Here is a 13,656-nt window from a genome sequence, read left to right as displayed (position 1 = left end):
TTATCATGTTCACAAAAAGAAGCCGTTGGGCTGTTCAAGGAGGACATAGTCATGAACCAAGTCATCGAAGCGATTCTCCAGCACCGTTCGATCCGCCGTTTTGAAGACCAGCCGCTCACGGACGAACAAATCCGCACGATCGTTGAATGCGCCCAAGCGGCGTCGACATCAAGCTACGTTCAAGCGTACTCCATCATCGGCGTGAAAGATCCGGAGAAAAAACGGAAGCTCGCCGAGCTGGCGGGAAATCAATCCTATGTCGAGCATAACGGCCATTTCTTTGTCTTTTGCGCTGATTTTCACCGCCATGAGCTCATCGGTGAAATGGAGGGAAAAGACGTGATTCCGTCGCTTGAGAGCACGGAAAAGTTTATGGTCGCGCTGATTGACACGGCGCTTGCGGCGCAAAACGCCGCCATTGCCGCGGAGTCGATGGGGCTTGGCATCTGCTACATTGGCGGGCTGCGCAACAACCTGCCAGAAGTATGCCAACTGCTTAACATACCGAAACGGGTCATTCCGCTGTTCGGGCTTGCCGTCGGCTATCCTGCGCAAACGCCGGATCCAAAGCCGCGGTTGCCGTTTGAACACGTTTATCATGAGGACGAATACAACCAAGACCGCGCCCGATTCCTCGAACAATTGCAACGCTACAACGAAACGGTTTCGGCGTATTATGAGCAGCGGACAAACGGCCGCCGCCGCGACACATGGACCGGGCAGATGGCCGATACGCTCAGCCGCCAAGTCCGGATGTACATGAAGGAGTTTGTGGAAGGGAAAGGGTTCAATTTACGGTAGCCTCGCTGCAGGCGGGAGCCCCCAGCTCCCATTCCCGAAGTCCAAGAGGTTCGTAAGAAAGGAGAGAACGAGAGTGGGCAAAATCCGGCAACTGGCGCAATGGATCAAAGAGGCGAATACAATCGCCGTCCTGACCGGGGCCGGGATGAGCACGGAGTCCGGCATTCCTGATTTTCGCAGCGAAAACGGCCTTTACGCCCAAGAGGACAATGTCGAATATTATTTGTCAGAGCATTATTACAAAAAAGATCCGGTTGATTTTTGGCGTCGATTCAAGCGGATGTTTTCATTAAAAATGATGGGCGGCTTTGCCCCGAATGACGGGCATCGGTTTCTCCGTTGGCTTGAGGAGATGGGCAAGACGGTGACGATTTTGACGCAAAATATTGACGGGCTGCATACAAAAGCAGGGAGCACGAATGTCATTGAGCTGCACGGCACGCTGCAGACGGCGACATGCCCGTCATGCGGCAACAAGTATGATCTGTCGTTTATCAACCGCCACGAGGTGCCGCGCTGCGAAAAGTGCCAGACGATTGTCAAACCGGATGTCGTCTTGTTTGGCGGGCTTGTTCCTCGTATCGAAGAAGCGTTCGCTAGAGCGGCGGAGAGCGACTTGCTTCTGGCCATGGGAACAAGTTTGGAAGTGGCGCCCGTGAATCAAATCCCGTTTTATGTTGCCGCCGAATCGCCGGCAACAAGGAAAGTATTGATCAACAAAACAGCGACAAGAATGGACGGGATGTTTGACCTTGTCATTTATGGCGGAATCGGGAAAACGGTCGCTAGCGTGCGCAAGCAAATACAGGCGGAATAGATCGATAGATTCCATGCCAACGGGAAGAACGCATATGGCGTTTTCCCGTTGGACGAAAATCAAAAAAGGTATTGTACTTTTCAGAACATTCGAATATAATAAAGATAACATACCAACCGGTTGGTATTTTGATGAGTGGAGTCGAGCATAAAGGCGTAACGGAAAAGGGAGGGGACCATCATGTATTTGCGCTTAACGGACGAGCAGCGCATGGTGCAAAAAGCGATCCGCAAGTTTGTCGAAAAAGAATTGATGCCGCTCGAAAATGAAGTATTGCGCAATGAGCGCGAAGGGAAGCCTGGGCTCCCGCCCGAAAAATTAAAAGAGCTGCAGCTCAAAGCGAAGGAAGCGGGGTTTTGGGGGATCAACACGCCGGAGGAATACGGCGGCGCGAATTTGGGCCATGTCATGCAGGCGATTGTGTTGATGGAAGTGTCGAAAACGCTTGTTCCGTTCCAGTTTGGCGGATCGGCGGACAACATTTTGTATTACGCGAATGAAGAGCAAAAGAAAAAATATTTGATCCCGACGATCAACGGCGAGAAAAAATCGTGCTTTGCCATGACCGAGCCGGGAGCAGGATCAGATACGCGCAACATTAAAATGACGGCGGTGAAAGACGGCGACGAGTGGGTGTTAAACGGGGAGAAGACATTCATTACCGGCGGCAACGACGCCGATTTTGTCATGGTGATCGCCATCACCGACAAAGAGCGTCACCAAGCTTCGAACGGGCGTGAAGGGGTGACGTGTTTTATCGTCGACCGCGAGATGGGCTGGCGTTCGGAACCGATACATACGATGGGACCTTCCACTCCAGCCAGCTTAATTTTCGAAAACGTGCGCGTGCCGGAAGAAAACATTTTAGGCGAGCTGCATCACGGCTATAAGCTTGGGCTTGAGTGGATCGGCTACGCCCGCTGGGTCGTCGGCGCCCGTGCGGTCGGAGCGGCCGAGCGGCTTTTGCAAATGGCCATTGACTATGCGAAGGAGCGTGTCACATTCGGCAAACCGATCGCCGAGCGGCAGGCGATCCAATGGATGATTGCCGATTCGGCGGTAGAAATCGAAGCGGCGAAATGGCTTGTGTTAAACGCGGCCTTTACGCTTGACCAAGGGGAGGACAACCGCCATTTAGCCTCGATGGCGAAGCTGTTTGGCGCGAACATGGGCAACCGCGTCGTCGACCGCGTCATGCAAATCCACGGCGGCATGGGCTACACGAAAGAAATGCCGATCGAGCGCTGGTATCGTGAAGCGAGATTGTGGCGCATTTACGACGGCACGGATGAAATTCAGCGCCTCATTATCGCCCGCAATTTGATCAAAGGGCACGTCAAGCTTGGACAGTTCATCTAAAAAAATGAAAGCGTTATCGAAAGGGAGGAGAACACGATGAGCCAACGGTTTGCAGGAAGAGTGGCGTTTGTGACCGGAGGAAGCCGCGGCATTGGCAAGGCGATTGTCACCCGCTTCGCGGAAGAAGGAGCGAAAGTGGCGTTCATTGATTTAAACGCAGAAGCCCTTGAAGCGACGGCTGCGGAGCTGCGGGAAAAAGGGTATGACGTTTACGCCAAGGTGGCGAGCGTCACCGACCGCGAACAAGTAGAAGCGACGATCCAAGAAGTGGTCGATCGGTTCGGTTCGCTCGATATTCTCGTCAACAACGCCGGCGTCATCCGCGACAATTTGCTGTTTAAAATGACCGATGACGACTGGCAAACGGTGATGGACGTCCATTTAAAAGGCGCGTTTTACTGCGCCCGCGCCGCGCAAAAATATATGGTCGAAAAAGGGTACGGGCGCATCATCAACATTTCGTCGACATCCGCGCTCGGCAACCGCGGCCAGGCGAACTATTCGGCGGCGAAAGCCGGCATCCAAGGATTTACGAAAACGCTGGCGATTGAGCTTGGCAAATTCGGCATCACGACGAATGCCGTCGCCCCTGGGTTTATTGAAACCGATATGACGAAAGCGACGGCCGAGCGGCTTGGCATTTCGTTTGAGCAGCTCATCCAAGCGAGCGTCGCCAACATCCCGGTCGGGCGCAGCGGCCGTCCGGAAGACATCGCTCATGCGGTCGCCTTTTTCGCCGATGAGCGGTCGTCGTTTGTCAACGGCCAAGTGCTGTATGTCGCCGGCGGTCCGAAATGCTGAAAACGAGGAGGACGGGGCATGTACCAACATGACATCGGGAAACGGTCAGCGAAAGTGAAAAATGTCGTTGAGCGCGGAGCGGTGAAAAAGTTTGCGGAGGCGATCGGCGATCCAAACCCGATTTATTGGGACGAAGAGACGGGGAAACGGTCGCGCTACGGGCGCAACATTGCCCCGCCGACGTTTCCGCGCGTGTTTGACTACGGCGTCATTGAAGGGCTGAAATTGCCGTCCAAAGGGCTCATCCATGGCGAACAGCACTTCCATTATGAGCGCCCGTTGTTTGTCGGTGAAGAGCTGTATTGCTATGCGGAAGTGAAAGATTATTACGAAAAACAAAGCAGCATGGGCCTGCTCGGTTTTTTGGTCATCGCCAACAACGGCGAGGACGCTGACGGAAATCTCATTTTCACTTCCACCTCGACGATCATGATCAACGAGGCGGTTAGAAAGGCGATGAGCGTATGACGAGCATCCGCAAATGGCAAGTCGGAGAGTCGCTTCCCGAAGTAACGCTCGCACCGGTGTCCCGGCTCGATTTAATCAAATACGCCGGCGCATCAGGCGACTACAACCCGATTCATACGATCGATGAAGAGGCGAAAAAAGCCGGCCTGCCGGGCATTATCGCCCACGGCATGTGGACGATGGGCAATCTCGCAAAGCTGTTTACGCCGTACTACGAAGAAGGATTTGTCCAAGACTATTTCGTCCGCTTCCAGTCGATGGTGTTTTTGAACGATGTCATCACCTTAAAAGCAACGGTGAAGGAAAAAGACGAGAAAGCGATCCGCTTTGCCGTCGCCGCCGTCAACCAGCATGGAAAAGAAGTCATTAAGGGCGAAGCCGTGTTTTCTCTGTATGAATGAAGCAAGGCAGCGAGCCCGGTAACATCGAGAACGCCCAGTTGCCGGGTTTCGTACTACAAAGGGGATGAGGAGGAGTCAGGATGAGACGAGATGCCGTCATTGTGTCGGCCGTACGAACAGCCATCGCCCGCCAAGGAGGCGCTTTGGCGACGATGCCGGCGCATATTTACGGCGCGGAAGTGATCAAAGAAGCGATGCGGCGGGCGAATATCGGCCCGGAGTATGTCGATGATGTCATTATGGGCAACGTCCTAAGCGGCGGCGGCAACATCGCCCGACTGACGGCGCTGCAAACCGGCTTATCTCTAGAGTTGACAGGTTTGACCGTTGACCGCCAATGCGGTTCGGGCATTAACGCTGTGGCGTTGGCGGCGCAGGCCATTTGGGCCGGCGACGGGGACGTCTATATCGCCGGCGGTGTGGAAAGCATGAGCCGCGCACCGTATTTGATGGACCGCCCGGAAAAACCGTACAGCTCAACACCGCCCAGCTTCCGCAAGTCGCAGCTGTCGCCAAAAGAGATTGGCGACCCGCCGATGGGCATTACGGCGGAGAATTTGGCGAAAAAGTACGGCATCAGCCGTGAAGAACAAGACGCGTTTGCCTTGCGCAGCCAGCAGCGCATGGCGCGCGCCATGCAGGAAGGGCGATTTGACGAGCAAATCGTGCCCATTGCCGTGCCGGTGAAAAAAGGGGAGCCGTTCATCTTCGATACGGACGAACATCCGCGGCCAAACACAACCATGGAAGCGCTCGCAAAACTGCCGCCGGCGTTTTTGGAAGGCGGCACGGTGACGGCCGGGAACAGTTCTGGATTGAACGACGGAGCGTCGGCGCTCGTCATCATGTCGCGGGAAAAAGCAGAGGAGCTTGGCTTAAAGCCGCTTGCCGTCATCCGCGCCCATGCGGTCGCCGGAGTGGATCCGAACATCATGGGCATCGGCCCGGTGCCGGCGACAAGAAAAGTGCTTGAAAAGGCGGGGCTGACGCTTGATGAGATGGACATCATTGAAATCAATGAAGCGTTTGCCGCGCAAGTGATCGCCTGCGACCGTGAGCTTGAGATGGATCCCGAAAAAGTGAACATAAACGGCGGCGCCATCGCCCATGGCCATCCGCTCGGCGCGACGGGAGCGATTTTGATCACAAAAGCGGTGTATGAACTGAAGCGCTGCGGGGGGAAATACGCGCTCATTACCGCGTGCATCGGAGGCGGCCAAGGCATCGCGACGATTATTGAGAGAGAATGACGCATTGGAGACCGTGGAGGATGAAAGAAAGATTAAGGGAAGTTGCCATAGAGTTGTTCGAACGCAAAGGATTCAAAGAAACGTCGGTGCAGGAAATCGTCGAAGCGATCGGGGCAACGAAGGGGGCCTTTTACTACTATTACAAAAGCAAAGAGGAGTTGCTATGTGATATTTGCGTTTCCTATCTAGATGATTTGCTTCGGCAGCAAGCCTGCATTGTCCAAGATTCCGAGAAAAGCTGCACGGAGAAATTGCGGGCCATCGTCCATATGGTCATCTGCAATATCCGCACACGGAAGAAAAGCGCCCGCATTTTCTTCCGTGAAATGCGGCATTTGGCGGATGACCATTTGACGGAAATCCGCGCCAAGCGGCGGTTGTTTCGCAAGCGGTATGAACAGCTGGTTCGAGAAGGGATCGCCCGCGGGGAATTCAAGCCGTCGCTTCATGCAGAAATGATTACGTTTGGCCTGCTTGGCATCACCAACTGGAGCTATTATTGGTTCCGGCCTGACGGAGGCATCTCTGAAGAAGAACTGACGGACATTTTCGTTGATTTCATTTTGCACGGCATAAAGGCGCCAAGAGCTGGAGAAAGCGGTCGAAATGAGGCGGAGCCAGGCAATTCGGGCGGCCAGACCGAATGAAAGATCGGCCGCGCTGCTTTGATGGTTTGGCCAAACGGCAAACAAAAAGGGGGGATCGGGATGGAGCTATTCATCCAGCAGCTGTTAAACGGGCTGACAGTTGGAAGCGTTTACAGCCTTGTCGCGTTAGGTTTGACGCTTGTTTATGGCATTTTGCACATTCCAAACTTTGCCCACGGCGCGTTATATATGATGGGCGGTTATGTCACGCTCACTGCGATGACGAAAGCCGGGCTGCCGTACGGGTTGGCCGTTGTCGTGTCGATGGCCGCGGTCGGGATGCTCGGTGTATTGATGGAACGGCTTGTGTTTTATCCGCTTCGCGACGCACCGCCGCTCCATGACAAAATTGCGGCGATTGGCATTTTGTTGTTTTTGGAGGCATTCGCCCAGTTCGTCTGGGGGGCGGACTACCAGACGATGCCAACCCCATACGGCGACGTTGTCAGCATTTTCGGCTTGACCTTGACGGTTCAACGCATCCTCATCATCGCATCCGCTGTCATCATCATGATCTTGCTTTACCTCTTCTTGAAAAAGACGTTCATCGGGGCTTCCATCATCGCGATGGCGCAAAACCGCGAAGGGGCGAATTTGGTCGGCATTAACACGAATAAAGTCGCCATGCTGACGTTTTTCCTTTCCGGCAGTTTGGCAGCGCTCGCCGCGTCGCTCGCTTCGCCGATCAACCTCGTGTTTCCCGGCATGGGCCATCTTGTCATCTTGAAAGCGTTTGTCATCATCATTCTCGGCGGCATGGGAAGCATTCCAGGCGCCATTGTCGGCGGCTATATTTTGGGATTCAGCGAAAGCTTGGGAGCGACGTATGTGTCGAACGACTACAAAGACATTATCGCTTTTGCCATCCTCGTCATCATTTTAACGGTCAAACCGAACGGACTGTTTGCCAAGGAGGGACATTGATGGCTGTATTCGCCAACCGGCGCTTATGGATCGCCGTTCTTGCGGCGCTGGCGCTTGCCTTTCCGTTGCTTGTCACCAACAGCTATTACTTGCACATGATGACGATCTCCTTCATTTGGATGATCGCTGTTTACGGGCTGAATTTATTTGCTGGCTATACTGGTTATTTGTCGCTTGCCCACGCCGGGTTTTTTGCGATTGGCGCGTATGCGCTTGGCATTTTGACGGTGAAAGCCGGCGTGCCGTTTTGGTTGGCTTTCGTGCTTGCTTGTTTGTTCACCACGTTGCTTGGGGCCGTCATCGGGCTTGTTGCGCTGCGGACGAAAGAGCACTTTTTCGCCATTTATACGCTTTGTGTCGGCTATATTATCTATTTGATCATTGACAAATGGGACAGTTTAACCGGCGGAGTGCGCGGGTTTATCGGCATCCCGGCGCCGGCTGACATCGGTCCGCTCTCGTTTCAAACGCCCGTCGCCCAATATTATTTGGTGTTATGCTTCTTGGTTGCGGTCATCTTCACCATGTACCGCCTTGTCTATTCGTTGACCGGACGGACGTACATCGCCATTCGCAACAGTGAGGAGCTCGCGTTGACGCTTGGCATCTCGACGATGAAAAACAAACTCGCCTCGTTTGTTCTCTCGGTCTTTTTTACATCGCTTGCCGGAGCGCTGTACGCATCGTTCATCCGCTTTCTTGGCCCGGACATTGCGTACGTCAGCGTCATGTTTGACTTTTTAACGTATTTGCTTGTCGGCGGGATCGGCACGCTCGCCGGACCGGTCGTCGGCACGCTCTTGGTTACATTTTTGTCCCAGCAGCTGCAGTTTTTGCAAGATTATCGGATGTTGATTTTCGGACCTGTCTTGACGCTGCTCATCATTTTTTACCCTCATGGCATTGCTGGGGGGATCATCCGTTTGAAAGCGAAGCGCGCCGTCTTCAGCTGGAAGCAACACAAGCGTCCGCGGAACTGGCCGCCGCCTCCCGCCAAGAGCGGAGCGAACGATATGTAAAGGAGGGATGAGAAGATGCTTTTACACGTCGAACGGTTGACGAAGCGGTTTGGCGGGCTTCTGGCGGTCAACGATGTCACCTTTTCCGTCGAGCAAGGGAAGATCAACGCCATCATCGGCCCAAACGGAGCCGGCAAATCGACGTTTTTCAATTTAATCAGCGGCTTGTACCGGCCGACGTCAGGGACGATTACGTTCAAAGGGCGCGATATTACCCGCCTGCCGGCAAACGAACGGGCGAAGCTCGGCATCGCCCGCACGTTTCAAACGACTCACTTGTTTGAACAGGCGACGGTGATCGACAACGTCATCATCGGCCATCGTCTCCGCACGTCATCCAACTTATTTGATGCCATTTTGCGCACGAAACGGCACCGCCGCGAGGAACAGGCATGCAAAGAAAAAGCGATGGAAGTGCTCGACTTTGTCGGTCTAACCCATGTGGCGGATCGGATGGTGGCCAACTTGTCGCAGGAGCAGAAAAAGCGGGCGGCGTTCGCGCTTGCCTTGGCGACCGATCCGGAGCTCGTGCTGCTTGATGAACCGGCAGCCGGCATCAACCCGGATGAAACGGAAGGGCTTGAGGAGTTGATCGTCAAAATGATAGAAGGCGGCCTGACTGTTTGCCTGATTGAGCACAAAATGTCGATGATCATGAAAATTGCCGACCGCATTATGGTGTTAAACTACGGAGAAAAAATCGCTGAAGGAACGCCCGAGGAAGTGCGAAACAACGAGGCGGTCATTCAAGCGTATTTAGGAGGGAGCGCCATTGCTTGAAGTTGCGAACGTATCCGTCCGCTACGGGAGTTTTACGGCCATTCGCGATGTGACGTTTTCCGTCAAGCGAGGGGAGATCGCCGTTTTGCTTGGCGCCAACGGGGCCGGGAAAAGCACATTGTTTCGCACGATCAGCGGGCTGCACAAACCAGTGCGGGGGGAAATCCGCCTCGATGGCGAGCGCATTGATTCGCTGCCTCCTGACCGCATCGTCGGGCGCGGCGTCGTGCAATGCGCGGAAGGGCGCAAACTGTTTCCGCGCATGAGTGTATACGAAAACTTGCTGATGGGCGCTTACGTCCATCGGAAGGACAAAGAAGGCATCCGCCGCTCGATTGAACATGTATACGAACTGTTTCCGATTTTGCGCGACAAGCAAAACGCGCCAGCCGGGTCGTTAAGCGGCGGCCAGCAGCAAATGCTCGCCATCGGACGCGCCTTAATGTCACGTCCTGCGGTGCTCTTGCTTGATGAGCCGTCAATCGGACTCGCCCCGTTGATTGTCGAGCAAATGTTTGCGACGATTAAGCAAATCAATGAGGGAGGAACAACGATTTTGTTGGCGGAACAAAACGCTCATGCGGCGTTGTCGATCGCCCATCGAGGCTATGTGTTTGAAAATGGAACGATCGTTGCCTCGGGAACGGCGGAGGAGCTGCTCGCCAACGACGATGTCCGCAAAGCGTACATTGGAACATGACAAGCGATTGCCGCGAATGGCGTATTTCGCGGGCGAAAGCAAGCGATGCGCCTGCATTGAAAGGAGGTGAACCACGGTCGCGGCACTTATTCATCCAAATATATTTTAGAATAAAAATAGGGGGGAGCGGAATGAAAAAAAGAAAATGGCCGATCGCGGCCATGATGACGGCCGTCATGGCGTTGATGCTTGCGGCATGCAACAGCCCGACAACAAACAATAATGCCAAAAGCGGTAATGGAGGTGGAGGCGACAACGTCGTCAATATCGGTTACAGCGGACCGCTAAGCGGTCCGGCCGCCTACTACGGGGAACGGACGTTAAACGGCGTGAAGATGGCGGCGGACGAAATCAATAAAAACGGCGGGTTTGAAGTCAATGGAAAGACCTATCAAATCAATGTTGTGTCGTTAGATGATAAATATTTGCCAAATGAAACAGCCGCCAATGCGAAACGGCTTGTCCAAGAACATCATACGCCGATCATTTTCACTCCGCACAGCGGTGGGGTCATGGCGTTGCAAGTGTTCAACCAAACGGACAATTTCCTTATCGCGGCCTATACGAGTGAGCCGAAAATCACGCAGGCGGGAAACAAGCTGACAATCCGCATCCCGCCGCGTTATGATGGCTACATTCCGACATTTACCGATTATGTGATGAAGCGGTTTGGCAAAAAGCTGGCTGCCTTGCCGACGGCGACGCAATACGGGAAAGACTGGACGGAAAAACTGTTGCCATATTGGGAAAAGCAAGGCGGAGAAGTTGTCTATAACACATCGATTGATTTCACTAAAGACACCGATTTCTTCACGATCATCACGAACGCGTTAAAAGAAAAGCCGGATGTCTTGTTTATCGGCGGACCGTCGGAGCCGACGGCGAAAGTGGCGAAACAGGCGCGCGAACTCGGCTTTAAAGGCGGCTTTATTGTCATGGACCAGGCGAAGTTGGATGAAATGAAGCGGGTCGTCGGCTCTTACGAGATGCTTGAGGGCGCGATCGGCGTCATGCCGCTCGTCGAGTCCAAAGAGCCGGGAGCCCCGCAGTTTGTGGAAAACTATCGGGCGAAGTACAATGCCGAAGCGAGCTCGGAGTCTGCCTATAACTACTTGGCTCTTTACGCCTTTGTCGAAGCGATGAAGGCAGCCGGAACGGTTGATGATCCGGCCGCCATTCGCGAACATATGAATGAAGGGTTGAAAAACATCCCGAAAGACAAGCAAGTGTATGTCGTTCCGAAGGTTGGTGAGGACGGCGGCTTTGAATCAAAAATTATCGTTGCAGCAGTGGAAAATGGCAAAGTTGTGCCGATCGAGCTAAAGAAATAAGTCGATCTATTTACTGGCATTTCCGTCAGGACGCCGCACGGACGAAGTGCGACTATCAGCTGGCGCTCCTTGTTTCGAAAATGACACGGTATGCGCTGGCCAAACCGCAAAAAAAAATCCGAGCGGCGGCAGCGATAAAGACTGGTTTGTCCTGCGCTTCAAACGGCCGGGATTTACGATCGGAGTTGCGCCGTATGTCGGTGAGCGTCCGGTGCCGCTCAAATACTTCCCGGCGATTTGGAGCTAAAATGACGGCGTCCCGCTGGTGTTTGCCAACAAACTATAATCAACGCGCGCCCACTTTCTTGCGTGGGCGCCTTTTTTATGGCTTGCTGCTGAGAAAAATGAGCAAAATAACCGTTATTCTATTAAATAAAACTATGTTCTAAATAATCAATAAAACAAATAGAAAAATTTCGAATAATAAGATACAATAGAACTGTTCTGTGACATTGGAAAGGGGATGGGAATTATGAGGGAAATGGCCCTCGGCCTTGCCGCCTCATTCTTCTTTGCTGTTACATTCATATTGAACCGCTCAATGGAGCTGGCGGGTGGAAGCTGGGCGTGGAGTTCGTCGCTTCGTTTTTTCTTTATGGTTCCGCTGTTGTTTGCCATTCTTTTGGCACGCCGCAACCTCGGTCCGGTTTGGCATGACATGAAATGCCATCCGTGGACATGGATCACCTGGGGGACGGTCGGGTTCGGCTTGTTTTACGCGCCGCTCACCTACGCGGCCGCCTACGGACCCGGATGGCTGGTGGCCGGGACATGGCAGTGCACGATTGTGGCCGGCGTTCTGCTTAGCCCGCTCTTTACAGAACGAAGAGAAACGAAAAACGGAACGGTATTGGTGCGCCGTCCGATTGAAAAGCGGGCGCTCTTGATTTCCATGTTGATTTTGTCCGGCGTCGTGCTTATCCAGTTCCAGCAAGCAAGCCACCTCACTTGGAAAGAAATCGGGTTGGGGATCTTTCCCGTGCTGATGGCCGCGTTTGCGTACCCGCTTGGCAACCGGAAAATGATCGAACATTGCGCCGGGCGCCTTGATGCGTTTCAACGCGTATGGGGAATGACGATGGCCAGCCTGCCGTTTTGGCTGATTGTCGCGTTGATTGGCTGGCTGACAGCAGGTGCGCCGTCCGCGGGGCAAATGATGCAGTCGTTCATCGTGGCCATTAGTTCCGGGGTCATCGCAACGACGTTGTTTTTTATCGCGACCGATCGGGCAAAAGGGAACGAACGGAAACTCGCCGCTGTGGAAGCGACGCAATCCGGGGAAGTGATTTTTGCCGTTATCGGCGAAGTGCTGTTCTTGTCCGCTCCGCTTCCGAACGGATGGGCATTCGTTGGCTTGGCCGTCATCATCATCGGGATTTGCTGGCATAGCTTCGAATCGACAAGAACAGTGAAACACTCATCGCTGCCCATTTCCACAGATCGGCGCCTCAAACGCATAGGGGGGGAACGATGAGAATCATCGTGTGCATCCTGCTTGCCTGCCAGACGTTCGTCATCTACTATTGGATCAGCGATTGGCGTCAGCTTGTCACCCCGGTGGGTCTTTGCATGTGGGTGGGCGGAATCGCAGTCGGCCTTGTTGTTCTTCGGACGGGGCGGTACCTATCGCCAAGATGGCGGAGGGCGCTGAAGATGACGACGGCGGGAGTCATCTTGCTTGCTGTGATGTCGCTGATCATTGAATGGGCGGTTTGTTCGATGCCGTAGTCAAAATAGATGTTGAAAGCCCGTACGATTGATCAAGAACTTCCCGTGTGGGCGTACGGGGAATGCGCCTTTAGAATGAAGCGAACCCCTTGCCTAAGGCGAAAGAGGGCTGCTAACGGCTTCGATGGGCGGAATCGAACATCTTCGGCGCCAAGCGGCGGCCAACCGCATACATGATCGGTGCGCCGATCGCCATGACAACAAACTCGCCAATGGCCGTCGTCAGCCATGTGAGCCAAAACGGAAAGCCGAGCGCGAGCTTTAGTTCAAAGGCGATGATGGCCATGGTCACGGTAAACGACAACGTATTGATCGCCATACGCGCCCAAATGTTCTCGACATAACGCATGGAAACAATCGTGATGAGAAGCGCCAGCACCGACTGGCCGACGCCGAATACAAGATCATACGCGACAATCGGCGAGAAAAACAAATTGGCCAAAAAGACGCCGAGCACGATGCCCACGGCGTATGTTCGGCGGAATACGACTAGGTGGTTTAACATTTCTGAGACGCGAAACTGAATGTTCGTAAAGCCAAACGGCTGGATGAACGCCGTCACGGCGATATACACGGCGGCGATCAAACCGTTTGTCGCCATCGTTCGAACGTTCATGGTATTCTCTCCTC

At 53.8% G+C, this 13,656-nt stretch carries 16 protein-coding genes; 15 read left to right on the top strand and 1 reads right to left on the bottom strand.

The window, feature by feature from the left end; translation table 11 throughout:
* The first annotated feature begins 51 nt into the window (after positions 1–51).
* The 15 genes from nfsA to CWI35_RS01765 all read left to right on the top strand — a co-directional run bounded on the left by nfsA (position 52) and on the right by CWI35_RS01765 (position 13,026).
* Entirely contained in the window at positions 52–801 is a 750-nt protein-coding gene (gene nfsA, locus CWI35_RS01840) for an oxygen-insensitive NADPH nitroreductase (protein WP_068895474.1), read from the top strand.
* A 73-nt stretch (positions 802–874) separates the two neighbouring features.
* Positions 875–1,618 (top strand): NAD-dependent protein deacylase, encoded by a 744-nt coding sequence (locus CWI35_RS01835; protein ID WP_119877433.1) that lies wholly within the window; start codon positions 875–877, stop codon positions 1,616–1,618.
* 180 nt (positions 1,619–1,798) lie between these two features.
* On the top strand, positions 1,799–2,977 hold the full coding sequence (locus CWI35_RS01830; protein WP_013523725.1) for an acyl-CoA dehydrogenase family protein: 1,179 nt from the start codon (positions 1,799–1,801) through the stop codon (positions 2,975–2,977).
* Between the two features lie 36 nt (positions 2,978–3,013).
* Complete coding sequence (locus tag CWI35_RS01825; RefSeq protein ID WP_013523726.1) at positions 3,014–3,778, top strand: beta-ketoacyl-ACP reductase; 765 nt, start codon at positions 3,014–3,016, stop codon at positions 3,776–3,778.
* Between the two features lie 18 nt (positions 3,779–3,796).
* Entirely contained in the window at positions 3,797–4,246 is a 450-nt protein-coding gene (locus CWI35_RS01820) for a MaoC family dehydratase N-terminal domain-containing protein (RefSeq protein WP_021321365.1), read from the top strand.
* Positions 4,243–4,647 carry a MaoC family dehydratase gene (locus CWI35_RS01815; RefSeq protein WP_079936478.1) on the top strand — a complete coding sequence of 135 codons (405 nt, stop codon included), beginning with the start codon at positions 4,243–4,245 and terminating at the stop codon, positions 4,645–4,647. Before CWI35_RS01820 ends, CWI35_RS01815 begins: the two co-directional genes overlap by 4 nt.
* Before the next feature lie 80 nt (positions 4,648–4,727).
* Entirely contained in the window at positions 4,728–5,897 is a 1,170-nt protein-coding gene (locus CWI35_RS01810) for a thiolase family protein (RefSeq protein ID WP_119877432.1), read from the top strand.
* Between the two features lie 20 nt (positions 5,898–5,917).
* Entirely contained in the window at positions 5,918–6,544 is a 627-nt protein-coding gene (locus CWI35_RS01805) for a TetR/AcrR family transcriptional regulator (protein WP_119877431.1), read from the top strand.
* A 60-nt stretch (positions 6,545–6,604) separates the two neighbouring features.
* The gene (locus CWI35_RS01800; protein WP_020279658.1) at positions 6,605–7,468 is read left to right on the top strand and encodes a branched-chain amino acid ABC transporter permease; all 864 of its coding nucleotides are present in this window, start codon (positions 6,605–6,607) and stop codon (positions 7,466–7,468) included.
* On the top strand, positions 7,468–8,487 hold the full coding sequence (locus tag CWI35_RS01795) for a branched-chain amino acid ABC transporter permease (RefSeq protein WP_014195767.1): 1,020 nt from the start codon (positions 7,468–7,470) through the stop codon (positions 8,485–8,487). The genes CWI35_RS01800 and CWI35_RS01795 overlap by 1 nt, the downstream gene beginning before the upstream one ends.
* 15 nt (positions 8,488–8,502) lie before the next feature.
* Positions 8,503–9,267, top strand: coding sequence for an ABC transporter ATP-binding protein (locus tag CWI35_RS01790; protein ID WP_011231157.1), 765 nt, complete (start codon positions 8,503–8,505; stop codon positions 9,265–9,267).
* Complete coding sequence (locus tag CWI35_RS01785; protein ID WP_014195768.1) at positions 9,260–9,967, top strand: ABC transporter ATP-binding protein; 708 nt, start codon at positions 9,260–9,262, stop codon at positions 9,965–9,967. Before CWI35_RS01790 ends, CWI35_RS01785 begins: the two co-directional genes overlap by 8 nt.
* A gap of 131 nt (positions 9,968–10,098) precedes the next feature.
* Positions 10,099–11,298, top strand: coding sequence for an ABC transporter substrate-binding protein (locus CWI35_RS01780; protein WP_014195769.1), 1,200 nt, complete (start codon positions 10,099–10,101; stop codon positions 11,296–11,298).
* Between the two features lie 472 nt (positions 11,299–11,770).
* A complete protein-coding gene (locus CWI35_RS01770; RefSeq protein ID WP_014195771.1) occupies positions 11,771–12,772 on the top strand; it encodes a DMT family transporter in 1,002 nt (333 codons plus the stop codon).
* Positions 12,769–13,026, top strand: coding sequence for a hypothetical protein (locus CWI35_RS01765; protein WP_014195772.1), 258 nt, complete (start codon positions 12,769–12,771; stop codon positions 13,024–13,026). Before CWI35_RS01770 ends, CWI35_RS01765 begins: the two co-directional genes overlap by 4 nt.
* A gap of 112 nt (positions 13,027–13,138) precedes the next feature.
* On the opposite strand, the gene CWI35_RS01760 is transcribed toward CWI35_RS01765, so the two are convergent.
* Positions 13,139–13,642, bottom strand: a complete 504-nt coding sequence (locus CWI35_RS01760) for a QueT transporter family protein (protein WP_014195773.1) — start codon at positions 13,640–13,642, stop codon at positions 13,139–13,141.
* Positions 13,643–13,656: the final 14 nt, after the last annotated feature.

Origin of the sequence: [Bacillus] caldolyticus (assembly GCF_003595605.1) — a bacterium.
Classification (GTDB): domain Bacteria; phylum Bacillota; class Bacilli; order Bacillales; family Anoxybacillaceae; genus Geobacillus; species Geobacillus thermoleovorans.
Note: the sequence above shows the minus strand (reverse complement) of the source record. Positions and strands in the feature narration are given on the sequence as shown.